The sequence below is a fragment of the Amycolatopsis sp. lyj-112 genome, from assembly GCF_046549055.1.
Taxonomy (GTDB): Bacteria; Actinomycetota; Actinomycetes; order Mycobacteriales; family Pseudonocardiaceae; genus Amycolatopsis.
This window is the reverse complement of sequence record NZ_JAJPWS010000009.1, coordinates 78,749-99,856: the sequence shown is the minus strand read 5'-3', so window position 1 is coordinate 99,856 and position 21,108 is coordinate 78,749. Positions and strand designations below refer to the sequence as shown.

Below are 21,108 nucleotides of genomic sequence, written 5' to 3'. Positions count from 1 at the left end.
CTCTTCCCGGGGTAACCCTTCCTGTAGCCGAGTTGAAGGAGTTCGTGGTGACGAAGACGCAGGACGGTGCCCCGGTCGCCGAAGCCGAGATCGAGCGGAAGTACGACCTGGCGGCCGATCGGCCGATTCCGGCGCTGGTCCCGGCGGGACCGGTGACGAGCCAGGCCGAACCGCGGGTGGACATCCTCGACGCCACGTACTTCGACACCCGCGACTTCCGGCTCGCGCAGGCCGGTATCACGCTGCGGCGGCGGCTCGGCGGGAGCGACGAGGGCTGGCACCTCAAGATCCCGGTCTCCGAGGACAGGCGCGAGGAACTCCGCCTCCCGCCGGCGGGCAAGCCGGACAAGGTGCCGGGCGCCCTGGCGAACCTGGTCCGCGCGCACACCCTCGGCAGGAAGCTGGTCCAGGCCGCGCATCTGCGCACCGAGCGGACCTCGTACGCCCTTCTCGACGCGCAGGGCCGGGAACTCGCGACCCTCACGGACGACGTCGTCACCGGTGAGGCCGGCGGGGAGCAGGCGCATCTCGACACCTGGCGGGAGCTCGAGATCGAGCTTTCGCCCGGTGTCGATCCCGCACTGCTCGACAGCCTGGACGAGGCCGTCGTGAAGGCGGGCGCGGAACGGTCGAGGTGGCCCTCGAAGCTCCGTCGTCTCACCGACAACCTGGTGCCTTCGAGCGGAACCGCGTCCGGTTCGGTACTGGCGGACTACTTCGGTGCCCAGTTGGATGCCTTGCGCCGCAACGATATCGGCGTGCGCCGGGACGTCGAGGACTCCGTGCACCAGATGCGCGTCGCCAGCCGTCGGCTGCGGAGTGCGTTGCGGACGTTCCGGCGTTCGCTCGACGGCGACGTCGCGAACGAACTCGCGGTCGAACTTCGTTGGCTGGGTGGTGAACTCGGGCCGGCGCGGGACACCGAGGTGATGGCCGAGCGGCTGCACGACGAGGTCAAGGCGTTGCCGCCGGAACTGGTGCTGGGTGGCGTCGAGCAGTTGATGACACGGCATTTCGCCCGCGAGGCCGAGGAAGCGAAGGTACAGGCGATCCGGGCACTCGACAGCAAGCGGTACACGGATCTGTTGCGGGCACTGGAAAAGCTGGCCGGCAAACCAGGGAAGATCAAGGACGGGAAGAAGGAGCTGCGGAAGGCGGTGGCGCGTTCGGACCGGAAGCTGCGCGAGGCCGTCGCGGTCGCGAGTGAACTGGAACCGGGAGCCGAACAGGACGCCGCGTTGCACGAGGTGCGCAAGAAGGCCAAGCGCGCCCGGTACGCCGCGGAGACGGTCCGGCCGGTGGCCGGGAAGAAGCTTCGAAAATGGCGAAAGAACGTCAAGGCGGTACAAACCACGCTCGGTACACACCACGACGTCGTGGTCACCCGGGAGGTCCTGCGGCTCCTCGGGCTCCGCGCCTACGCGGAGACCGAAAACGCTTTCACCTACGGTCTGCTGTACGGACGTTCGACCGCCACCGCCGAGACGGCACATCGCCGCTTCCTCGCTGAATGGCGTGTCGTACGTAAAGATTCCCGTCCGAAATGGCTCAACTGAGGGAGTGTGGGGTTGACCTCTCGCCGTCCTTGAGTACCGTCGAGGGGACTTGGTGGTCTGGAGAGAGGCGCCCCCAATGTTGCCAGGCCGACGTGTACCCGGCGACCCCTCTCCTCTGGCTGTCACCACCAGCCGACGACGTGGCGATGTTCTCGTCCTCACCGCGGTGGGGGAGATCGACGCGGCCACGGTCGGGCGATTCCGCACCGAACTCAGCGGCGCGTGCGTCTCCGGTAAACGGGTGATCCTCGACCTCTCCGAGGTCGGGTTCCTCAGTTGCGCCGGCCTGCACGCACTCGAAGAGGCCAACGCGGCTTCCGCGCGGTTCTCGGTGATCGCCAAGACCACCTTGGTGCTCAGGATTCTGGACGTCAGTGGGGTCGGGGCCGGTCTCGACGTCCGGCGCGACGTCGAGGAGGTGCTGAGCTAGAACGCACTTAGAGGACTAAATGCGGAATGGCTCAGCTCTCCAGTTCGAAGCCGTCCAGTTCGACGTCGTCGACGGTGACGTCCGGCAGCAGGCCGCGCCAGCGTGGGTTGCGCAGGCACCCGGCGTCGGTCCAGCCACCGAAGACGACCTCGCCGACGATCGTCGGCCGCGACCAGCGCGCGTCCTTCGCTTGTTTCTCCGGTACGGAGTGGAACGGCGATGTCTTGCGCTCCAAGCGGAAGAGCCGCCGCGACAGGTCTTCCAGCTCATCGCCGGCGAACCCGACACCGACGTTTCCGATGTACCGCAGGCCATCCTCGTGCGGGACGCCGAGCAGCAGTGAACTGAAGGTACCCGCGCGACTGCCGCCGCCCGGCCGCCAGCCCCCCAGCACGACCTGCTGGACCCGCGCGCCGGTGATGGAAAGCCATTCCCCGGTACGCCTTCCCGGGTGGTACGCGGAGCCGGCGCGTTTCGCGAGGATCCCGGCGAGCCCGTGTTCGCGGGCCGCGCGGGCGACCGCGCCGCCGTCGCCGACGTAGTGCCGGGGGACCTGCCAATGCGGTCCGGCGAGCCCGAGCCCGTCGAGTAATTCGCGGCGCTGGATGTACGGCAGTTCCACACAGGACCGGCCGTCGACGTGCATGAGGTCGCTGATGAGGTAGAACGCCGGATAGCGCGGGGTCAGCCGTTTCGCTGACGCCTTCGTGGCACGCGCCCGGTGCCCCAGTCCCTCGGCGCTCGGCTTGCCGCCGTCGAAGACGACGATTTCCCCGTCGAGGAAGGTCTCGGTGGCGCCGAGTTGTTCGCCCAGCCCGCGGAACTCGGGGTACAGCGCGGTGACGTCGTCGCCTGAATCGTCGTACGCGGTGATCCTGCCGCCGGACACCCGGATCAGCGTGCGGCGCCCCGACCAGTCGAATTCGTAGGCCCACTCCGCGTCTTCGCCGGTGGAGGGGAGACGACCGGGTTTGCTCAGCATCGGAGCGAGGAAGGGCGGTAGTTCTTCGCGGCCGGGATCGGCGGGATCGAGTCGCCTCAGCAGCCAGCCGCGGTCGTTGCCGTCTTTCTTCACATTCAGGAACAGGTACTTCCCGCGTGCCCGTTCCCCGTGAAAGACGATTTCGACCTTGTGGTCGTTGAAATGCAGGGTCTCGTAGCGGCCGGTGTCCCAGACGGTCATGGTCCCGCCGCCGTATTCACCGGCGGGGATCTCGCCTTCGAAGGTGAGGTAGTCCAGCGGGTGGTCTTCGGTGTGCACGGCGAGGCGTTCGAGGCCGGGGGACATCGGCAGGCCTTTCGGTACCGCCCAGGAGACCAGTACCCCGTCCCGTTCGAGACGGATGTCCCAGTGCAGGCTGCTCGCGTGGTGTTCCTGGATGACGAAAAGGTCATTCGCCCCGGTCGCGCCGTCGTCGTCCGGAATGGGTTCGGGGGTCCGCCCGGGTTTGCGCTTACGGCGATATTCGCCGAGTTTCTCCGCCATGGTCGGCCAGCGCACCCCTCTCCGGATCCGGTGCCGCAAGCCTAGCGCCGTTTCCGGTCCGCACGCGTGGTGAAGGCCCCCTTTCCTACTGTGAGAGTAGGAAAGGGGGCCTTCACCGCCGTCGGTTCAGTCCGTTTCGGCGAGCGCTTCCGCGAACTGGGCCGCGTAGAGCCGCGAGTACGCACCACCGGTGAGCAGCAGCGTTTCGTGGTCGCCCTGTTCGACGATCGCGCCGTCCTCCATGACGAGGATGACGTCGGCGTCCCGGATGGTGGAAAGCCGGTGCGCGATGACGAAACTCGTCCGTCCTTCCCGCAGCGAATTCATCGCCCGCTGGATCAGCACCTCGGTCCGTGTGTCGACCGAACTGGTGGCCTCGTCGAGGATGAGGATCGCCGGCTTCGCGAGGAACGCCCGCGCGACCGTGATCAGCTGCTTCTCACCCGCGCTGACCGTGCCGCCCTCGTCATCGATCACCGTGTCGTAGCCGTCCGGCAAGGTCCGGACGAACCGGTCGACGTGGGTTGCCTTGGCCGCCTCGACGATCTCGTCTTGCGTGGCGCCCGCGGAACCGTAGGCGATGTTCTCCGCGATCGTGCCGCCGAACAGCCACGCGTCCTGCAGCACCATGCCGGTCTTGGCCCGGAGGTCCTCGCGGTCCATCTTCGCGATGTCGACGCCGTCGAGGGTAATGCGGCCGCCGTCGAGTTCGTAGAACCGCATGAGCAGGTTGACCAGCGTGGTCTTCCCGGCCCCGGTCGGGCCGACGATGGCGACGGTGTGACCCGGTTCGACGGTGAGCGACAGGTCTTCGATGAGCGGCGTGTCCTGGACGTACCGGAACGACACGTGCTCGAACTCGACCTGGCCGCGCACGCTCTCCACCCGCGCGGGCTCGGCGGGCTCCGGTTCCTGCTCGTCGGCGTCGAGCAGCGCGAAGACACGCTCCGCGGACGCGATACCGGACTGCAGCAGGTTCGCCATGCTGGCGATCTGCGTGACCGGCTGGCTGAACTGCCGCGAGTACTGGATGAACGCCTGGACGTCGCCGAGCGACAGCGTCCCGGACGCTACCCGCAGCGCGCCGATCACGGCCACCAGCACGTAGCTCAGGTTGCCGATGAACATCATCGCGGGCTGGATGGTGCCCGAGATGAACTGCGCCTTGAAGCTCGCGCCGTAGAGCGTGTCGTTGTGGTCACTGAAGATCTTCTCGGCCTCGTCGCGGCGCCCGAACACTTTGACCAGCGAGTGACCGGTGTACATCTCCTCGATATGCGCGTTGAGCCGCCCGGTCGTGGACCACTGCTTGATGAACTGCGGCTGCGCCTTCTTCCCGATCTTCGCCGCGACGAACACCGAAGCCGGCACCGAAAGCAGCGCCACCAGCGCCAGCACCGGCGAGATGACGAACATCATCACGAGCACGCCGATGACCATCAGCAGTGACGACACGATCTGCGCGAGCGTCTGCTGCAGCGACTGCGCGAGGTTGTCGATGTCGTTGGTGGCCCGGCTCAGCACCTCGCCGCGCGGCTGGCGGTCGAAGTAGCTCAGCGGGAGCCTGGCGAACTTCTCCTCGATCTTCTCCCGCAGTTCGAACACCGCCCGCTGGACCAGGTTCGTGGTCAGCCGGGCCTGAAGCAGCGCGAAGAACGACGCCACGATGTAGAGCAGGAGCACCCACATCAGGACCTGGCCGACGGCGTCGAAGTCGATCCGCTGGCCCGGTACGAAGTCCATCGCCGAGAACATGTCGGCGAGCGTGTTGTCGCCCTTCGCCCGCAGCCCGGCGATGATCGCTTCCTTGCTCACGCCGGCGGGCAGGTCCTGCCCGACGACGCCGGCGAAGATGAGGTCGGTCGCCTTACCGAGGATCTTCGGACCGATGACGCTCAGCGCGACGCTGGCGATACCGAAGACCATGACGCCGTACAGCACGGCGCGCTGGGGCTGCAGCAACTTCAGCAGCCGCTTGAGTGATCCCTTGAAGTCCAGGGCTTTTTCGACCGAGGGTCCGCCCATGAAGCCGGCGGGACCGCGGCCGAAGCCGCCTCCGCCGGGGCCGGGGCCCCGTGCCGCGCTCGCGCGCTCACCCCCGCCTTTAGCGGGAGCGGCCGAGGCGTCCGAAGCACCGGAGGTGCCTGAAGTGTCCTTAGTGGACTCGGGCGCGCTCATCAGGCGGCCTCCTGTTCGGTCAGCTGGGACAGCACGATCTCCCGGTAGGTGTCGTTGCCGTCCATGAGTTCGGTGTGCGTACCGCTACCGACGACGCGGCCCTCGTCCAGGACGATGATGCGGTCGGCGTGGCGGATCGTGCTGACCCGCTGCGCGACGATCACCACGGTCGCCTCGGCGGTCTCGGCCACCAGCGCCCGCCGCAGCGCGGCGTCGGTCGCGTAGTCGAGCGCCGAGAAAGAGTCGTCGAAGAGGTAGATCTCCGGGCGCCGCACCAGCATCCGGGCGATCGCGAGCCGCTGCCGCTGACCGCCGGAGACGTTGGTCCCGCCCTGGGCGATGGGGGAGTCGAGCCCTTCGGACATCCGCTCGACGAACTCCTTGCCCTGCGCCACCTCCAGCGCGTGCCACAGTTCCTCTTCCGTGGCGTCGGACTTGCCGTAGCGGAGGTTGCTCGCCACCGTCCCCGCGAAGAGGTACGGCTTCTGCGGCACCAGTCCGACGGCGTCGGACAGCACGATCGGATCCAGTTCCCGGACGTCGACGCCGTCGACGCGCACCGAGCCGTCGGTGGCGTCCATCAGCCGGGGGATCAGGTTGAGCAGCGTGGTCTTCCCGCTGCCCGTGCTGCCGATGATCGCGGTCGTCTCACCCGGCCTGGCCAGCAGTGAGATCTCCTGCAGCACCGGCTGTTCCGCGCCGGGGTAGCGGAACTCCACCTCGGAAAGTTCGAGGTGACCGTGCACCTCGCCGGGGCTGACCGGGTTCTCCGGCAGGACGACACTGGTGTGCGTGTCGAGCACCTCGGTGATGCGCTCGGCGCTGACCTCGGCGCGCGGCACCATCATGAACATGAAGGTGGCCATCATGACCGCCATCAGGATCTGCATCAGGTAGGACAGGAACGCGGTCAGCGCGCCGATCTGCATGCTGCCGTCGTCGATGCGCAGTCCGCCGAACCACAGCACGGCGACGCTGGAGCAGTTCATCACCAGCATGACGATCGGGAACATCAGTGCCATCAGCCTGCCCACGATCAGCGAGACGTCCAGCAGTTCGTCGTTGGCCTTGGTGAACCGGCGGCGTTCGTGGGTGTCCTTGACGAAGGCCCGGATCACTCGGATGCCCATGATCTGCTCGCGCAGGATCTGGTTGATCTTGTCGATCCGCTCCTGCATCAGCCGGAACGCCGGCCGCATCCGCGCGATGATGACGCCGACCGAGATGCCCAGGATCGGTACCACGACCACCAGCAGCCACGAGAGGGTGACGTCCTGGTTCAGCGCCATGATGATGCCGCCGAAGCACATGATCGGCGCCGACACCATCAGCGTGAACGCCATCAGGGTCAGCATCTGTACCTGCTGGACGTCGTTCGTGGTGCGGGTGATCAGCGACGGTGTCCCGAACTGGCCGACCTCGCGGGCGGAGAAGTCCTGGACCCGGTGGAAGATCGCGCCGCGGACGTCGCGGCCGACCGCCATCGCGGTGCGGGCGCCGAAGTAGACGGCGCCGATCGAGCAGGCGATCTGCACCAGCGACACCAGCAGCATCACGCCGCCGACGCCGAGGATGTAGTCGATATCGCCCTTGACCACGCCGTCGTCGATGATGTCGGCGTTCAGCGTGGGCAGGTACAGCCCGGCGAGGGTCTGGACGAATTGCAGCAGCACGATCAGCCACAGGTCTCGCCGGTACGGGCGCAGGTGAGTGCGCAACAGCTTCGTCAGCACAACGGTTTCTCCCCAGTGGTGGGTAGGGCGTTACTTCTTCGGGTTCGGGCGGGTGAGTGAGGGGACGCCCGCCGAGGCCTCGCGCAGGAGGACGTCGAGCGTCTCCAGGAAGCGCCCGGTGCCCTCGTTGATCAGCCAGCTGAAGAACGCGGTCTTCACCGCGGACTCCACGATCGCCGCCATGAGCCGGGCGTTCAACGCGTTTTCCGCGCCCGTGCCCGCACGCTCCAGGATGGCGTCGGCCAGCACCTGTTCGACCTGGGCGTGCGCCTTGAGGAACTCGCCCTGCACCGACGGGTGCAGGAGCAGCGACCGTGCCAGCGTCACCGCGTCGCGATTCGGTTCTCCCAAGACGCTGTAGGCCTCAAGTGTCGCGGTGGTGACCGCTTCCCACAGCGTCTCTTCCGGAGGCCGCTCGCGCAGCGCCTCCCGGAGGAGTTCCTGCCGTTCGACGATGAACGAGCAGATCGCCTCCTCCTTGCTGGAGAAGTAGTTGTTGAACGTGCGCGGCGAGACGCCGACGGCGCTGGCGATGTCCTCGACACGGACCTGCTCGACGCCCTTCTCCATGGCGAGCTTCAGCGCGGCCTCGCTCATCGCGCGCCGGGCCGCGCGCTTCTTGCGTTCGCGCAGCCCGAGAGGGGCATCCGGTTCCGGGGTCACGAGGAACAGCGTAAAGAAAAGTTGCGGGGCACGCAAATTTATGCGCACTCCGCACTTTTCGGACAGGACACGGCTCGCGGAAAGGCGAAGATGAGCCGAATGGCCTAGCGCGCACCGCTCACCAGCCGAGACGCTTTCGTTACGGCGTCACAGTGAGCGGTTGAACGGAAACGGGTTGTGGACACGGATAGTCACTTCTGCTTGCATGTCGGTCGTCGTCCTTGGGGAGTGCGGCACGGGTCCAGGTAGGCGAAGAGAAAGAAGTGGAAGCACATGGTGACGCGGGCTCGAGGCTTGCTTGACCGCTCACGGGTTCTTCTGGACCGTTCCCGGGTCGCCGCGGGGCAGTTCCTCGCCGCGCCACCCCGGCACGCCCCGTCGGCGCCCTCCGCCGAACCGGTGGCGGAACAGCGGCCCGCCGTGGACGCACCGGACGCCGGCGCGCTCGCCGGTGTCTGTTCCAATGTCGCGCTGCGCGACCTCAACCTGCTCGACCAGCTGCTCGCGCAGCTGGAGACGATGGAGGCGGGGGAGGAGAACCCCGACCGCCTCGCCGAGCTCTACCGGCTCGATCACCTCGCGACCCGTCTGCGGCGCAACGCCGAGAACCTGCGCGTGCTCGCCGGCCGCGATGCCGACGACGCGGCGGCCGGGTCCTCGTCGGTGCTCGACGTGATGCGGGCCGCGATGTCGTCGATCGACCACTACTCGCGGATCACGATCGGCCGCGTCGTCTCGCTCGGCGTCGTCGGCTTCGCGGCCGAGGACGTCGGCCGGATCCTCGCGGAATTGTTCGACAACGCGGCGAACCAGTCTTCGCCGAGCTCCCCGGTCAGTGTCAGCGCGCACCTCACCGAACAGGGGAGCGTGCTGATCCGCATCGAGGACGAGGGCATCGGCATGCCCCCGGACCGCCTCTCGTCGCTCAACGACCGCCTCGCGGCGGGTCCGGTGCTCGACGACGATTCGGTGCGGCATATGGGACTCGCCGTCGTCGGCAGGCTCGCCGACCGGCACGAGATCACCGTCCGCCTCGATCGCCGGAACCCGCACGGCACGGTCGCGACCGTGCTGCTGCCGGTGCCGGTGGTCGCGGAACTGGCCGAGAACCACTGGTCCGGCTCGCAGACGGTGGTGCTGCCGCAGGCCAGGATCACCAACGGGGCCCCGGTCGGAAACCACGTCGCGACGCCTTCCGGGCTGCCGAGGCGCCGTCCGGCCTTGGCGCCCGCCCCGGAACCGGAACGCAAGCCGAGCCCGCGTCCGCGCGTGGCCGTGCCGCCGCCCCCCGACGGGGGCACCACGGCCAGCGGCCTGCCGCGCCGGGTTTCCCGCAGTATCAGGACTTTGCCCGACGAACCGGCCCCGCCGACGACCTCGCCCGCCGACGCGGCGGACGGGCACCAGGCGCTGCTGGCCGACCTCGATGCCTTCAGTGACGGTGAGCAAGCCGCTCTCGACGACCGGCACGAGCGTGAGACCGGAGGAAACACCCAGTGACCGCCCAGGACGCGACCACGGATTTCACGTGGCTGCTCGACGACTTCGTGCGGAAGGTGCACGGCGCCAGCCACGCGCTGATCATGTCCGTCGACGGGTTTCCTTTGACCGCTTCGGAATCGGTCACGAACGACGACGCCGAGCAGCTCGCCGCGATCGCGAGCGGGTTGCTCAGCCTCGCCGGGAACAGCGCCGCGCTGTTCGGCAAGGGCAACTGCGAGCAGATCATCATCCGGCTCACGCGCGGGTACTTCCTCTTCATGGGGATCGGCGCCGAGGCGGGGCTCGCCGTGCTGACCGAACCCGACTGCGACATGAAGGTCGTCGCCTACGAGATGACCCAGTTCATCACCAACGCCGGTCACGCCCTGACCCCCGAGGTACGAGCGGGACTCCGGCAGGTCCTGACCGCCCGCCGGCCGCAGGCCTGAGAGTCCGGAGAAGGAAGGGATGACCGTGTCCAGCGACCAAGCTCCGGACCGGCCCGCCAAGATGCGCAGCCGCAGAATCCGGCCCTACGCGCTGACCGGCGGCCGGACCAAGAGCAGCCACCTGCTGCTGGTGGAGACCCTGATCTCGGTCCCGCGCTACGACCCGGCACTGTCCGAGGCGCTGATGCCCGAATCCCGTTCGCTGTACGAGCGGGCCCGGGATCGCTCGTCGATCGCCGAACTTTCGGTGGGACTCGACCTGCCGCTGGGTGTGGTCCGGGTGCTCATCGGCGACCTCGCCACCCAGGGTGCCGTCTTCGTCCACCCGACGGCCCACGCCTACAACCACGACACGAACGTGCTCGAGAGGATCCTCGATGGACTCAAGCGCCTCCCGGTCTGACGCCGATCTTTTCGCCATCTCGGCGAAGATCGTGGTCGCCGGTGGATTCGGCGTGGGCAAGACGACGTTCGTCGGCGCCGTCTCCGAGGTCCCCCCGCTGAGCAACGAAGCCTGGATGACCGAGGCGGGTGCCGGCGTCGACGAGCTGGTGCCCCCCGGAACCAAGTCCACCACCACGGTCGCGATGGACTTCGGCCGGATCACCCTGCGCGAAGACCTGCTGCTGTACCTGTTCGGCACTCCCGGCCAGGCCCGGTTCTGGTTCCTCTGGGACGACCTCTCACGCGGCGCGCTCGGCGCGATCGTGCTGGTCGACACGAGCCGGATCGATCAGTCGTTCGCCGCGATCAACTATTTCGAGAACGACTCCGAGCTGCCGTTCATCGTCGCGGTCAACCAGTTCGAGGGGATGCCGGTGCACGACCTCGAGGAGGTTCGTGACGCGCTCGCGCTGTCCCCGGACATCCCGCTGGTCACCTGCGACGCCCGCGACCCGAAGTCGACCGTCGCGACACTGCAGGAATTGGTGACGCACACGTTGTCCCTCGCGGTGGTCTCCGGGCCAGGCCGTGAGTTCGCTGGTTCGGTGGGCTGATTCTCTTTCTGGGAGGAATGTCGAGGATGCGCAAGGTTCTGATCGTCGGTGCCGGGCAGTCGGGGCTGCAGCTGGCACTGAGCCTGCTGGGTCACGACTACGACGTCACGGTGATGTCGGCTCGGACGCCGGACGAGATCCGGTCCGGCAAGGTGATGTCGACCCAGTGCATGTTCCACTCCGCCTTGCAGCATGAGCGGGACCACAAGCTGAACCTGTGGGAGGACGAGACCGTCCGGGTCGAGGGGCTCGGCGTCTCGATCGCGGGCCCGGACTCCAGCCGCGTGCTCGACTGGTTCGGGCCGCTGGAGGACTACGCGCAGTCGGTGGATCAGCGCGTGAAGATGGCGGGCTGGCTCGAACTGGTGGAGGAGCGCGGCGGCAAGGTCGTCATCCACGGTGTCACCACCTCGGATCTGGCGCCGCTGGCGAAGCTGTACGACCTGGTGATCGTCGCGGCGGGCAAGGGCGAGCTGGTGCAGCTGTTCGACCGGATCCCGGAACGCTCGCCGTACACGGTTCCCCAGCGCGCGCTCTCGCTGGCCTATGTGCACGGCCTCGAGCCCCGTCCGGAGCACCCGGACAAGGCGGCGGTGCGCTTCAACATCATCCCCGGTGTCGGCGAGCTGTTCATGATCCCCGCGTACACCCTGAGCGGGAACTGCGACATCCTGTTCTTCGAGGGCGTTCCCGGTGGCCCGCTCGACTGCTGGGGCGACCGGCCGTCGCCGCAGCAGCATCTCGACCGGATCCTGTCGCTGATGAAGCAGTTCCTCCCGTGGGAGTACGAGCGCTCGAGGAACGCCGTGCTCACCGACGCGAAGGCGACGCTGGCCGGCGGGTACACCCCGGTCGTGCGGAACGCGGTCGGCAAGCTGCCGTCCGGGACCGCCGTGCTCGGCATGGCCGACGTCGTGGTGGCCAACGACCCGATCACCGGCCAGGGCTCCAACAACGCGAGCCACTGCGCGGCGTCCTATCTGGACTCGATCCTCGATCGCGGCGACAAGCCGTTCGACGAGGCGTGGATGACCGCGGCGTTCGAGAAGTACTGGGAGTACGCCCAGCACGTGACGACCTGGACCAACGCGATGCTGCAGCCGCCGCCCCCGCACGTGCTCCAGATCATCGGCGCCGCGGGCGAGAATCCGGCCGTGGCGAAGCGGTTCGCCAACGGGTTCTCCGATCCGACCGACTTCCAGCACTGGTTCCTCGACCCCGCGAAAGCGGAGAAGTACCTGGCCGAAGCTTGATTCCCGGACCGCGACAGTCCCGACGCCAGAGCGGTGGGACTGTCGCGGCTCGATGTTTCGGGATACCGTTGTTACCGAGCGTGAGTACGGTCGGTGACGGCGGTGGAGGTGCGGTGCGATGCGGTCGATGTGGAAGGGCTCGGTGTCCTTCGGGCTGGTGAGCATCCCGATCCAGCTCTACGCGGCCACCGAGAGCAAGAACGTCTCGCTGCGCCAGGTGCACGAGTCCGACGGTGGCCGGATCCAGTACAAGCGGTTCTGCACCGTCGACGGCGAGGAAGTGCCCTACGCCGAGATCGCGAAGGGCTACGAACTGCCCGACGGCGAGATGGTCGTGCTCACCGACGAGGACATGGCGGAGCTGCCGCTGGCGTCGTCCCGGGCGATCGACGTCCTCGAATTCGTCCCCCTCGAGTCGATCGATCCGATCAACTTCGACAAGACCTATTACCTCGAACCGCAGAAGAACGCGGTGAAGCCCTACATCGTCCTGCGTGACGCGCTGCAGAAGGCGAGCCATGTGGCGATCGCGAAGGTCGCCATCCGCCAGCGCGAGGCCTTGGCGATTCTGCGGGTGCACAACGACGTCCTGATGATGACGACCATGCTGTGGCCCGACGAGGTCCGCGTCCCGGACTTCGGCTTCCTGCACGACGATCCGCCTCAGGTGCGGCCGCAGGAACTGACCATGGCCGGTTCGCTGATCGACTCGCTCTCGGAGCCCGTGTTCGAGCCGGAGAAGTACACCGACTCCTACCGTGAGGCGCTGGAGTCCATGATCGAGGCCAAGGCCGCGGGCAACGAGACGGCGAAACCAGGGGTAGTGGGCGCGAAGGCGGACGTCGTCGACCTCATGGAGGCCTTGCAGGCCAGCGTGAGCGAAGCGAAGAAGAGCCGGAAACCCGCGTCAGGTGGTCGCAAACCGGCGGTCTCGGCGGCGAAGAAGCCCACCGCGGCGAAGAAACCCGTTACGGGCAAGCGAACCCCGAAGAGCGCCTGACCCTTTCTGTCCTTTGTGGACCCTATGTCCGGTGTCACCCGGCCGGGTCCGCGACACGCCGCGCGTATACCGGAATCTGTCGTCCCTCGGTGGTAGTAAGGCAAGCGAGGAGGCGACATGAACAGGGAATGCGCGTTCTGCGCCCGCGAGCTCGACCACTGCCACGGAATACTGGTGATGCACCTCGAAGGTGGTTTCACCGAGTGCGGTGAGGACGGTTGCACCGATCTCGACTTCGTCCGGCACGCGCTGACGATCGACTGCCTCGAAGTGGACGGCGGCTGCACGTGCGCGGAGGCGCCGGCGGAGCTGCTCCTTCAGGCTTCTTGACCGGCAGTCAATACACCAGGTCGCCCGGATCGGCGCGATCCGGACGGATTGCCACCCGAAGGTGTATGCATTCGTGTACATCGTGGCCGGGAATGTGCTAACTATGACGGGGTCCTCCGGCTCTCCCTCCCCCTCGGAGCCGGGGGACCCCTTAATTTCACGGAGCTTCCTTCGCGGTGTCGTGGATCGAGGCCCCGTCGCAGGAGCGCACCGCCACCCAGACACCGTCCGCGTCCTCGTAATCGCGCGTCGGCACGGCTCCCAGGGAGCCCAGGACGTCGTCGCCCGCTCCGGCCGCCGCGGCGGCGCGAAGAAGCTCCTCTCGCCCGCACGGATAGCTCGCGTCCGCCAAGAACGGACGCGGGTCAGGTCCTGCCATCGGCCTTCCCTTCTTCGGGTCGTCCGGGCCGGATACCCGCCGGCCGAAGGATGAAAACAGACCGGCACCCGGCGTGAGGGGTACGCCGGGTGCCGGTCCTTCTAGCAGCTGGTTCCGGGGGCTCAGAACCAGTGGGCGCGACCGCCGACGGCCTTTCCGGTGCCTCCCAGCACGGCCAACACGATGCCGATGACCGCGACCGCGATCCCGATGGAATACAGGACAGGGATGCTGGCGATAACGCCGATAACGATCAGGATGACGCCGAGAATGATCACGGGGCACCTTCTCCTTCGTAGTCGCCCGGCAACTGGGGCCGGGATGGTTCTACATAGGGAGTTCCCGGTCCCACCGGCGGGAAACAGGGCCATCCGGCTGTACTTTTCACGCATTCGGCCTAGCGCTGTGGCGGACGCCGGTCGCGTGGCGGATCAAACGTGAGTCGCCCCTCAACCCGCACCGTGCGGTCCGGTGGGCCGGGACCGCAGGGCTGTGAAGGCCTCCTTGACGGACTCTGATTCCCTCAAGGAGGCCTTCACGGACTTCTAGGCGAACAGCGGTCGTCTACCTCAGTACCGGTAGTGGTCCAGCTTGTACGGCCCCTCGACGTCGACGCCGATGTACTCGGCCTGACGCTTGGTGAGCTTGGTCAGCCGCACACCCAGCGCGTCGAGGTGCAGACGGGCCACCTTCTCGTCGAGGTGCTTCGGCAGCACGTGGACGTCGGTGGTGTACTCGCCCTGCTTCGCGAACAGTTCGATCTGCGCGATCGTCTGGTTGGTGAAGGAGTTCGACATCACGAAGCTCGGGTGGCCGGTGGCGTTCCCGAGGTTCATTAGCCTGCCTTCGGACAGCACGAGGATGGAGTGCTGCTCGCGGTCGGCCGTCGCGGGGAAGACCCACTCGTGCACCTGCGGCTTGATTTCGATCTTCTCGATGCCCGGGGTCTTCGCGAGGCCGGCCATGTCGATCTCGTTGTCGAAGTGCCCGACGTTCGCGACGATCGCGTTGTGCTTCATCTTGGCCATCTGGTCGGCCATGATGATGTCGAAGTTGCCGGTCGTGGTGATGAAGATGTCGCCGCGGGCGACCACGTCGTCGAGCTCGACGACGTCGAGGCCCTCCATGGCGGCCTGCAGCGCGCAGATCGGGTCGATCTCGGTGACGACGACGCGGGCGCCCTGGCCGCGCAGCGACTCCACCGCGCCCTTGCCGACGTCGCCGTAGCCGCAGATGACGGCGACCTTGCCCGCGATCATCACGTCGGTGCCGCGGTTGAGACCGTCGATGAGCGAGTGACGGATGCCGTACTTGTTGTCGAACTTCGACTTCGTCACCGAGTCGTTGACGTTCATCGCCGGGAAGAGCAGTTCGCCTTCCTTGGCCAGCTTGTAGAGCCGCTTGACGCCGTTGGTGGTCTCCTCGGTGACCCCGCGGACCTCCTTGGCGACGCGGGTGAACCGGCCGGCGTCGCGGGCGAGGCTGTCGGTGAGGGTGTTCAGGACGAGGGAGTACTCCTCGGGGTCCTCTTCGGCCGCCTGCGGGACGGCGCCCGCGGCCTCGAACTCGACACCCTTGTGGATCAGCATGGTCGCGTCGCCGCCGTCGTCGAGGACCATGTTCGGGAGGCGGCCGTCGCCGAAGTCGAAGAGCTGGTCGGTGCACCACCAGTACTCGGCGAGCGTCTCGCCCTTCCACGCGAACACCGCGGAGCCCGAAGGCGCGTCGACGGTGCCGTGGGGGCCGACGACGACGGCCGCGGCCGCCTCGTCCTGGGTCGAGAAGATGTTGCAGGACACCCAGCGGACCTCGGCGCCGAGTGCGACGAGCGTCTCGATCAGCACGGCGGTCTGGACGGTCATGTGCAGCGACCCCGCGACCCGCGCGCCCTTCAGCGGCTGCGAATCGGCGTACTCGCGGCGCAGCGCCATCAGGCCCGGCATCTCGACCTCGGCGAGGCGCAGCTGCTTGCGGCCCGCTTCGGCCAGGGAGAGGTCGGCGACGGCGAATTCGATCCCGTTGACCTTGGTCAGGGTGGGGCTCACAGGTTCTCCGATCATCAAGGAAGGCAAAATGGAGCGATTCTTCCCACCGGCGGACGCAAGAAAGGGCACCTCCACAGTGGGAGGCGCCCTTGTGTCTGTCACAGCGGGCCGAGCGTGGCGGAAGAATTCCGTCGCAGCGCCTCTCGGTCCGAAACCAGGATGGCAAAGCGCCGCGAGCGCTGTCAAGGCGACGCGGATCGCTCCGCCGTCGAGGAGAATTCGGCGCGAACGCCCAGCAGCCGGACCGGTCTGCCGAGGTCGAACAGGTCGAGCACGGCCAGCGCGGCCTTCACGATCTCGGCCGGGTCGGCGGTCGGTGCGGGCAGGGTCACGCTGTGGGTGTGGGTCATGAACGGCGCGAACCGGACCTTGACCGCCACCCGTGCGGCGGGCCTGCCTTCCTCGGCGACGTCCTGCGAGACGCGTTTCGCCAGTGCGACGACCTCGGCGGCCATGGCTTCCGGTTCGGTCAGGTTCTGCTGGAACGTCGTCTCGCGGCTGCGGGAGCGCGCCACGTACGGCGTCGCGGTGACTTCGGCGTCGCTGATACCGCCGGCGAGCACGCGGTACCACGGGCCGAGCTTCGGGCCGAACCGCGCCGCGAGGTCGGCCGGGTCGGCGCCGGCGAGGTCCAGCACGGTGGGGTAGCCGGCTTCGGTGAGTTTCTTCGTGGTCTTGCGGCCGATGCCCCAGAGCGCGTCCGTGGGCCGCTCGGCCATGACCTCCCACCAGTTCTCCTGGAGGAGACGGAAGATCCCGGCCGGTTTGGCGAATCCGGTGGCGAGTTTGGCGCGCAGCTTGTTGTCACCGATGCCGACCGAGCAGGAGAGCCCGGTTTCGTCGGCCACCACTCGCCGGATGTCGGCGGCGAGCGCTTCGGGATCGTCCGTGGTGGCGCCGAGGAACGCTTCGTCCCAGCCGAGCACCTCGACGACCACCGGGAGTTCCCGCAAGGTCGCCATCACCCGGTCGGAGACCTCGAGATAGGCGGGCGCGTCCGTGGCGAGGAAGATCGCGTCCGGACAGCGTTTCGCCGCGGTCCGCAGCGGCATTCCCGACTGGATGCCGAATTCCCTGGCCTCGTACGACGCCGTCGCCACCACCGCCCGTTCGGTGGGGTCGCCGGTCCCGCCGACGATCACGGGTTTGCCGCGCAGCTCAGGCCGCCGGGCGACCTCGACCGCCGCGATGAACTGGTCGAGGTCGACGTGGAGCACCCACTCCCGGACGGTCATACGGCCAACTTACGACTGTCCGGCGATCTCGTCGCGCATCCGCTGCTCGTTTTCCTGCAGTTCCGGGGTGAAGGCCTCGCCGAAGTCCTCGGCATCGAGGATCTTGCGGACCTCGAGGACGGTGTCGCCGTGCGGGGCGGTGGGACAGCGCTTCGCCCACTCGATGGCCTCTTCGCGCGTCGGGACGTCGAGGATCCAGAAGCCGCCGACGAGTTCCTTCGTCTCGGTGAACGGGCCGTCGGTGATCGTGGACCCCGCGGCGTTCAACGTGACCCGTGCGCCTTTCGAGCTTTCCTGCAGACCCTCGCCGCCCACCAGGATCCCGGCGTCGAGCATCTCCTGGTTGAACTTCGCCATGGCGGTCAAGGCCTCCATCGGCGGAAGCTTCCCGGCTTCGGAATCTTCGTCCGCCTTGATGATGATCATGAACCGCATGGCTTTCCTCCCAGTGAACTCCGGACGTTTCGCCCGAACCCTACCGGGGCTCAGCCGCGGCCGAAGCGGGAAAGGTGCACGCAGACGGCCGCGGTCACGGTGACCATCCCGATCAGCAACAGGGCCGGGCTGTTCGTCACCATGCCGAGCAGCATCAGCAGACCCGCGGTGATGTCGAGGCCCAAGACGACAGCCAGCCGGAGCAGGGGAGGCCGGGCGGGCTTGCCGGAGCGCAGCCGGGCACTCAGCGCCGGTTCCGTCAGCTCGAACCAGCGCTCGATCTTTTCCAGTTCTTGCCGATCGTGGTGGCTCAGCATAGGGACTCTCCTTCGGCGCGCCCAGCCCGTCGACAAACTGGGAATACCCACGACCGGGGCGAGGTAAGCATTGAATTCGGCACGATTTCTGTATAACGGCCTATACAGCTGGTCGATCGACCGATCCTTGCTGATGCCCGGATTGCGCCATTCGTGGTTTCGATACGAAGAATGATCGTCAAAGAGGGAGGCGATCGGTAGGTTCTGCGATCACGGCCGTGGTGGCCGCAGGCGCTTTACCTGGGAGGACGCACGAGATGACCATACCCACCGAACCGATCGGCAGCATTCCCCGGCCGGCATACCTCGTCGAGGGACTCGGCGAGCACGCGGCCGGGCGGCTCGACGCCGACGGACTCGGCGAGCTGCAGGAAAAAGCTCTCGTGGACACGATCAGACGCTTGGAGGAGACGGGTTCCCCGGTCATCACCGACGGCGAGCAGGGCAAGCCCAGCTTCGCCACGTATCCCTTGGCAGGGCTCACTTCCCTGGCGCCGGACGGCGTCGTCATCCCGTTCGCCGACGGGCACACCCGGCAACTGCCCAAGCTCACCGCCGGACCTTTCCGCTACCAGACTTATGCCGACACTTACCTGCGCGCGGCGAAAAAGCACGCCACCAAACCGGTGAAACAAGCGGTGATCGCCGCATCGGCGATCGGCTTGATCTATCCCGGTGAAGGATTGTCGGGGTATTCCCAAGAAGAGTTTATCGCCGACTTGGTGAACGAGGCCGAAGCCGATATCCGGCGCAGTCTCGACGCGGGCGCGGACAGTGTCCAGATCGACTTCACCGAAGGCAGGCTCTCGCTGAAGCTCGACCCGTCCGGCGGGCTGCTCCAGTCCTTTGTGGACTTGAACAACCAGGTGCTGGGCCGGTTCTCCGAGGAGGAGCGCAAGAAGATCGGCGTGCACACCTGCCCCGGCGGGGACCAGGACTCGGTGCACAGCCTCGATGTCGACTACGCCGGCCTGCTGCCCACGTTGTTCCAGCTGAACGTGGGCAACGTCTACGTCCAGCTGGCCAGCGAGCCGGACCCGGAACGGGTGCTGAAGGTGATCGCCGAGCTCGCCCGGCCGGAACAGCGGATCTTCGTCGGCGTGACCGACCCGATCGACCCGCGTGTCGAAACCGCCGAGCAGGTCCGGGACAGGGTGCTTCAGGCGGCGAAGTACCTCTCGCCCGAGCGGCTGGGTACCTGTGACGACTGCGGGTTCTCACCGTTCGCCGACGACACTTCGACGTCGCGGGAGACCGCGTTCGCGAAGATCGCCGCCCGAGTCGAAGGCACGCGCCTCGCCGCCGAATCGCTGTAGCAGGAGCCAAAGGAGCCCTTCACCGCGATGCCCTTGCGGTGAAGGGCTTCCTTCAGCTCTGGACGGCGACCCGGATGCCGAGGCCGACCAGCAGGGTGCCCATGACGGCGTCCATCGCGCGCCGCACCCGGCCGGCGGTGAAGAACCGTCGCAGCGAACCGACCAGCGTCGCCAGCACGATGAACCAGCCGATCGACACCGCGGTCGCGAGCGCGGCCAGTTGCAGGGTCTGCGCGGTCGACGCGGAATGCGGGAGGAACTGCGGGAGCAGCGCGAGGAAGAACACCGCGACCTTGGGGTTGAGCAGGTTGGTGAGCAGCCCGTGCCGGAACGCCGCCCAGGGCGCCACCGTCGGTGCGGCCTTCTCCTTGAGTTCGCTGTAGTCGCCGCGACGTACCGCGAGCCACGCCTTCACGCCGAGGAAGATCAGGTACGCGGCGCCGATCAGCTTCACCACGGTGAAGGCGACCGCCGACGCGGTGAGGATCGCCGCGACGCCGAGCGCGATCGCGACCACCCAGACGAAGACGCCGAGTGCGATGCCCAGCCCGGCGGCGATCCCGGCCTTGCGGCCGCCGAGGATCGCGCTGCGCGTCACGACCAGGAAGTCCGGGCCCGGCGCCATCGCGCCGAGCAGGCAGACAAGAACGAACGAGAGTGCGGTGGCCCCAGAAATCATTCTTCGATGCTATCCCTCCTGGTCGATTCCTCGCGTCATCAAGGCCCCGGCGACCTCGACGCCATCGGGCATCGTCACGGTCACTGGCTGATCTTCGGTGAAGCCGAACGACCGGTACAGCGGGACGCCGGGCATGGTGGCCGTCAAGGTCAGCAGCCTGAACCCTTCGGCTTTCGCCGCGAGACGGCACGATTCGAGGATCGCGCGTCCGAGCCCGCGCCGCGTCCAGTCGCCCCGCACGAACATGGCGCGGACCCGCGCGGCCTCGGTGGCCGGGTCGAGTGGCCGTCCGTCGTCCGCCGCCGCACCGGAACCGGTGTGCATCTTGGACCGCCTGCTCCAGCCTCCGCAGGCGACGATCTCACCGTCCGCCTCGTGCACGAAGTAGGTGCCGTCCTCGATCAACCGCAGATCGATATGCGCGATGTGCTCGGCCGCGCTCGCGGTCTGCCGTTCGTCGTAGAACCGCGGGAACACCTCCAGCACCGAAGCCCGCATCAGCTCCGCGATCGCGGGCGCGTCGGCGAGCGTGGCCGTCCGCTGCGGTGGCGTGAACGTCGTCATTCCGCGGAAGATAGTCAACGGCGGCGCTCACGGATACCGGATAATCGCCGGGTGATCACCGATGACGGCCGCGAGCTGTGGACCTCGGCGACCGGCGCGGCGGCGGGCGTTCGGACCGGCGTGGCCCGTACACCCTGGAACGGATGGTGGCCGACGTCGCCGTCCTCGGGCATTCGTCTCCGGTGTCGGGCTCGGCCACGGATGGCACTTCGCGAGACGGACCGAAGTGAGGCCGAGGAACGTGAACTCGCGGTGCTGCAATGGACCGCGGACTTCGTGGCCCGGGGAAGGCGGCGTGCCGAAGCGATGGCGACGCCGTGGTTCCCGATCAATTCGCTGGAGCAGGCAGTGCCGTCGGCGACCAGGGTGCGGCTGTCCGGCGTCGGCCACGTGCCGTGGCTGGAGGCGCCGGACGAGTTTCGCACCGCCTTGCTCGACTTCCTGCGGCAGGCCCGCCCGAAAACCAGTGGAGCGGCGCCGCGGTAGGCCATTACCGTGCCGCTGGACCGAGTCGTCTGAACAAGGATGTGCCGTTGTACACCCATTGAGACCTCCTGAGCGCTGATTCGTCGCGCGTCGC

At 67.5% G+C, this 21,108-nt stretch carries 24 protein-coding genes; 11 read left to right on the top strand and 13 right to left on the bottom strand.

Annotation, left to right across the window (positions count from 1 at the left end):
- Positions 1-44 precede the first annotated feature (44 nt).
- Positions 45-1,556, top strand: coding sequence for a CHAD domain-containing protein (locus ACLJRL_RS27330; protein WP_410659154.1), 1,512 nt, complete (start codon positions 45-47; stop codon positions 1,554-1,556).
- A 76-nt stretch (positions 1,557-1,632) separates the two neighbouring features.
- On the top strand, positions 1,633-1,986 hold the full coding sequence (locus tag ACLJRL_RS27325) for an STAS domain-containing protein (protein ID WP_410659153.1): 354 nt from the start codon (positions 1,633-1,635) through the stop codon (positions 1,984-1,986).
- 31 nt (positions 1,987-2,017) lie between these two features.
- Here the strand turns inward: ACLJRL_RS27325 and ACLJRL_RS27320 are convergent, their stop codons facing one another.
- The 4 genes from ACLJRL_RS27320 to ACLJRL_RS27305 all read right to left on the bottom strand — a co-directional run bounded on the left by ACLJRL_RS27320 (position 2,018) and on the right by ACLJRL_RS27305 (position 7,980).
- Positions 2,018-3,487: a DNA polymerase ligase N-terminal domain-containing protein gene (locus tag ACLJRL_RS27320; RefSeq protein WP_410659152.1), complete on the bottom strand. Its 1,470-nt coding sequence runs from the start codon at positions 3,485-3,487 to the stop codon at positions 2,018-2,020.
- 111 nt (positions 3,488-3,598) lie between these two features.
- Complete coding sequence (locus tag ACLJRL_RS27315) at positions 3,599-5,650, bottom strand: ABC transporter ATP-binding protein (protein WP_410659151.1); 2,052 nt, start codon at positions 5,648-5,650, stop codon at positions 3,599-3,601.
- Positions 5,650-7,383: an ABC transporter ATP-binding protein gene (locus tag ACLJRL_RS27310; protein ID WP_410659150.1), complete on the bottom strand. Its 1,734-nt coding sequence runs from the start codon at positions 7,381-7,383 to the stop codon at positions 5,650-5,652. Before ACLJRL_RS27310 ends, ACLJRL_RS27315 begins: the two co-directional genes overlap by 1 nt.
- A 30-nt stretch (positions 7,384-7,413) precedes the next feature.
- On the bottom strand, positions 7,414-7,980 hold the full coding sequence (locus ACLJRL_RS27305) for a TetR/AcrR family transcriptional regulator (protein ID WP_410659351.1): 567 nt from the start codon (positions 7,978-7,980) through the stop codon (positions 7,414-7,416).
- A 339-nt stretch (positions 7,981-8,319) separates the two neighbouring features.
- On the opposite strand from ACLJRL_RS27305, the gene ACLJRL_RS27300 reads away from it, so the two are divergent.
- The 7 genes from ACLJRL_RS27300 (at position 8,320) to ACLJRL_RS27270 (ending at position 13,558) form a co-directional block, all read left to right on the top strand.
- Entirely contained in the window at positions 8,320-9,546 is a 1,227-nt protein-coding gene (locus ACLJRL_RS27300) for a sensor histidine kinase (protein ID WP_410659149.1), read from the top strand.
- Entirely contained in the window at positions 9,543-9,977 is a 435-nt protein-coding gene (locus ACLJRL_RS27295) for a roadblock/LC7 domain-containing protein (protein WP_410659148.1), read from the top strand. Before ACLJRL_RS27300 ends, ACLJRL_RS27295 begins: the two co-directional genes overlap by 4 nt.
- Positions 9,978-9,996: 19 nt before the next feature.
- Positions 9,997-10,380 carry a DUF742 domain-containing protein gene (locus ACLJRL_RS27290; protein WP_410659147.1) on the top strand — a complete coding sequence of 128 codons (384 nt, stop codon included), beginning with the start codon at positions 9,997-9,999 and terminating at the stop codon, positions 10,378-10,380.
- Entirely contained in the window at positions 10,355-10,975 is a 621-nt protein-coding gene (locus tag ACLJRL_RS27285) for a GTP-binding protein (protein ID WP_410659146.1), read from the top strand. Before ACLJRL_RS27290 ends, ACLJRL_RS27285 begins: the two co-directional genes overlap by 26 nt.
- A 26-nt stretch (positions 10,976-11,001) precedes the next feature.
- Entirely contained in the window at positions 11,002-12,228 is a 1,227-nt protein-coding gene (locus tag ACLJRL_RS27280) for a styrene monooxygenase/indole monooxygenase family protein (RefSeq protein WP_410659145.1), read from the top strand.
- A 118-nt stretch (positions 12,229-12,346) separates the two neighbouring features.
- Positions 12,347-13,228 carry a Ku protein gene (locus ACLJRL_RS27275; RefSeq protein WP_410659144.1) on the top strand — a complete coding sequence of 294 codons (882 nt, stop codon included), beginning with the start codon at positions 12,347-12,349 and terminating at the stop codon, positions 13,226-13,228.
- A gap of 117 nt (positions 13,229-13,345) precedes the next feature.
- Complete coding sequence (locus tag ACLJRL_RS27270; protein WP_410659143.1) at positions 13,346-13,558, top strand: hypothetical protein; 213 nt, start codon at positions 13,346-13,348, stop codon at positions 13,556-13,558.
- A gap of 157 nt (positions 13,559-13,715) precedes the next feature.
- On the opposite strand, the gene ACLJRL_RS27265 is transcribed toward ACLJRL_RS27270, so the two are convergent.
- From ACLJRL_RS27265 to ACLJRL_RS27240, 6 genes are all read right to left on the bottom strand, one after another.
- A complete protein-coding gene (locus ACLJRL_RS27265) occupies positions 13,716-13,937 on the bottom strand; it encodes a DUF2795 domain-containing protein (protein WP_410659142.1) in 222 nt (73 codons plus the stop codon).
- A 122-nt stretch (positions 13,938-14,059) separates the two neighbouring features.
- Positions 14,060-14,215 (bottom strand): hypothetical protein, encoded by a 156-nt coding sequence (locus ACLJRL_RS27260; RefSeq protein WP_410659141.1) that lies wholly within the window; start codon positions 14,213-14,215, stop codon positions 14,060-14,062.
- Between the two features lie 291 nt (positions 14,216-14,506).
- On the bottom strand, positions 14,507-15,982 hold the full coding sequence (gene ahcY, locus ACLJRL_RS27255) for an adenosylhomocysteinase (protein ID WP_410659350.1): 1,476 nt from the start codon (positions 15,980-15,982) through the stop codon (positions 14,507-14,509).
- 182 nt (positions 15,983-16,164) lie between these two features.
- The gene (locus tag ACLJRL_RS27250; RefSeq protein ID WP_410659140.1) at positions 16,165-17,217 is read right to left on the bottom strand and encodes a DNA polymerase IV; all 1,053 of its coding nucleotides are present in this window, start codon (positions 17,215-17,217) and stop codon (positions 16,165-16,167) included.
- 9 nt (positions 17,218-17,226) lie between these two features.
- Positions 17,227-17,652 (bottom strand): YciI family protein, encoded by a 426-nt coding sequence (locus ACLJRL_RS27245; protein WP_410659139.1) that lies wholly within the window; start codon positions 17,650-17,652, stop codon positions 17,227-17,229.
- A 50-nt stretch (positions 17,653-17,702) separates the two neighbouring features.
- Positions 17,703-17,969 carry a DUF3040 domain-containing protein gene (locus ACLJRL_RS27240; protein ID WP_410659138.1) on the bottom strand — a complete coding sequence of 89 codons (267 nt, stop codon included), beginning with the start codon at positions 17,967-17,969 and terminating at the stop codon, positions 17,703-17,705.
- Positions 17,970-18,226: 257 nt separating this feature from the next.
- On the opposite strand from ACLJRL_RS27240, the gene ACLJRL_RS27235 reads away from it, so the two are divergent.
- Entirely contained in the window at positions 18,227-19,285 is a 1,059-nt protein-coding gene (locus tag ACLJRL_RS27235) for a cobalamin-independent methionine synthase II family protein (RefSeq protein ID WP_410659137.1), read from the top strand.
- 52 nt (positions 19,286-19,337) lie between these two features.
- Here the strand turns inward: ACLJRL_RS27235 and ACLJRL_RS27230 are convergent, their stop codons facing one another.
- The 3 genes from ACLJRL_RS27230 to ACLJRL_RS27220 are packed head-to-tail and all read right to left on the bottom strand — an operon-like array spanning position 19,338 to position 20,701.
- Positions 19,338-19,964, bottom strand: coding sequence for a LysE family translocator (locus ACLJRL_RS27230; RefSeq protein ID WP_410659136.1), 627 nt, complete (start codon positions 19,962-19,964; stop codon positions 19,338-19,340).
- A gap of 9 nt (positions 19,965-19,973) precedes the next feature.
- A complete protein-coding gene (locus tag ACLJRL_RS27225) occupies positions 19,974-20,528 on the bottom strand; it encodes a GNAT family N-acetyltransferase (RefSeq protein ID WP_410659135.1) in 555 nt (184 codons plus the stop codon).
- A gap of 14 nt (positions 20,529-20,542) precedes the next feature.
- A complete protein-coding gene (locus ACLJRL_RS27220; protein ID WP_410659134.1) occupies positions 20,543-20,701 on the bottom strand; it encodes a hypothetical protein in 159 nt (52 codons plus the stop codon).
- A 28-nt stretch (positions 20,702-20,729) separates the two neighbouring features.
- On the opposite strand from ACLJRL_RS27220, the gene ACLJRL_RS27215 reads away from it, so the two are divergent.
- Positions 20,730-21,014 carry an alpha/beta fold hydrolase gene (locus ACLJRL_RS27215; RefSeq protein WP_410659133.1) on the top strand — a complete coding sequence of 95 codons (285 nt, stop codon included), beginning with the start codon at positions 20,730-20,732 and terminating at the stop codon, positions 21,012-21,014.
- The last annotated feature ends 94 nt before the right edge of the window (positions 21,015-21,108 follow it).

Bases quoted from the DNA above. Each gene is read 5' to 3' on its own strand.
- ACLJRL_RS27325 (WP_410659153.1), top strand. From the start codon at position 1,633: ATGTTGCCAGGCCGACGTGTACCCGGCGACCCCTCTCCTCTGGCTGTC.
- ACLJRL_RS27315 (WP_410659151.1), bottom strand. From the start codon at position 5,650: ATGAGCGCGCCCGAGTCCACTAAGGACACTTCAGGCACCTCCGGTGCT.
- ACLJRL_RS27305 (WP_410659351.1), bottom strand. From the start codon at position 7,980: ATGAGCGAGGCCGCGCTGAAGCTCGCCATGGAGAAGGGCGTCGAGCAG.
- ACLJRL_RS27300 (WP_410659149.1), top strand. From the start codon at position 8,320: ATGGTGACGCGGGCTCGAGGCTTGCTTGACCGCTCACGGGTTCTTCTG.
- ACLJRL_RS27290 (WP_410659147.1), top strand. From the start codon at position 9,997: ATGACCGTGTCCAGCGACCAAGCTCCGGACCGGCCCGCCAAGATGCGC.
- ACLJRL_RS27285 (WP_410659146.1), top strand. From the start codon at position 10,355: ATGGACTCAAGCGCCTCCCGGTCTGACGCCGATCTTTTCGCCATCTCG.
- ACLJRL_RS27280 (WP_410659145.1), top strand. From the start codon at position 11,002: ATGCGCAAGGTTCTGATCGTCGGTGCCGGGCAGTCGGGGCTGCAGCTG.
- ACLJRL_RS27275 (WP_410659144.1), top strand. From the start codon at position 12,347: ATGCGGTCGATGTGGAAGGGCTCGGTGTCCTTCGGGCTGGTGAGCATC.
- ACLJRL_RS27270 (WP_410659143.1), top strand. From the start codon at position 13,346: ATGAACAGGGAATGCGCGTTCTGCGCCCGCGAGCTCGACCACTGCCAC.
- ACLJRL_RS27265 (WP_410659142.1), bottom strand. From the start codon at position 13,937: ATGGCAGGACCTGACCCGCGTCCGTTCTTGGCGGACGCGAGCTATCCG.
- ACLJRL_RS27250 (WP_410659140.1), bottom strand. From the start codon at position 17,217: ATGACCGTCCGGGAGTGGGTGCTCCACGTCGACCTCGACCAGTTCATC.
- ACLJRL_RS27245 (WP_410659139.1), bottom strand. From the start codon at position 17,652: ATGCGGTTCATGATCATCATCAAGGCGGACGAAGATTCCGAAGCCGGG.
- ACLJRL_RS27240 (WP_410659138.1), bottom strand. From the start codon at position 17,969: ATGCTGAGCCACCACGATCGGCAAGAACTGGAAAAGATCGAGCGCTGG.
- ACLJRL_RS27235 (WP_410659137.1), top strand. From the start codon at position 18,227: ATGACCATACCCACCGAACCGATCGGCAGCATTCCCCGGCCGGCATAC.
- ACLJRL_RS27230 (WP_410659136.1), bottom strand. From the start codon at position 19,964: ATGATTTCTGGGGCCACCGCACTCTCGTTCGTTCTTGTCTGCCTGCTC.
- ACLJRL_RS27225 (WP_410659135.1), bottom strand. From the start codon at position 20,528: ATGACGACGTTCACGCCACCGCAGCGGACGGCCACGCTCGCCGACGCG.
- ACLJRL_RS27220 (WP_410659134.1), bottom strand. From the start codon at position 20,701: ATGCCCGAGGACGGCGACGTCGGCCACCATCCGTTCCAGGGTGTACGG.
- ACLJRL_RS27215 (WP_410659133.1), top strand. From the start codon at position 20,730: ATGGCACTTCGCGAGACGGACCGAAGTGAGGCCGAGGAACGTGAACTC.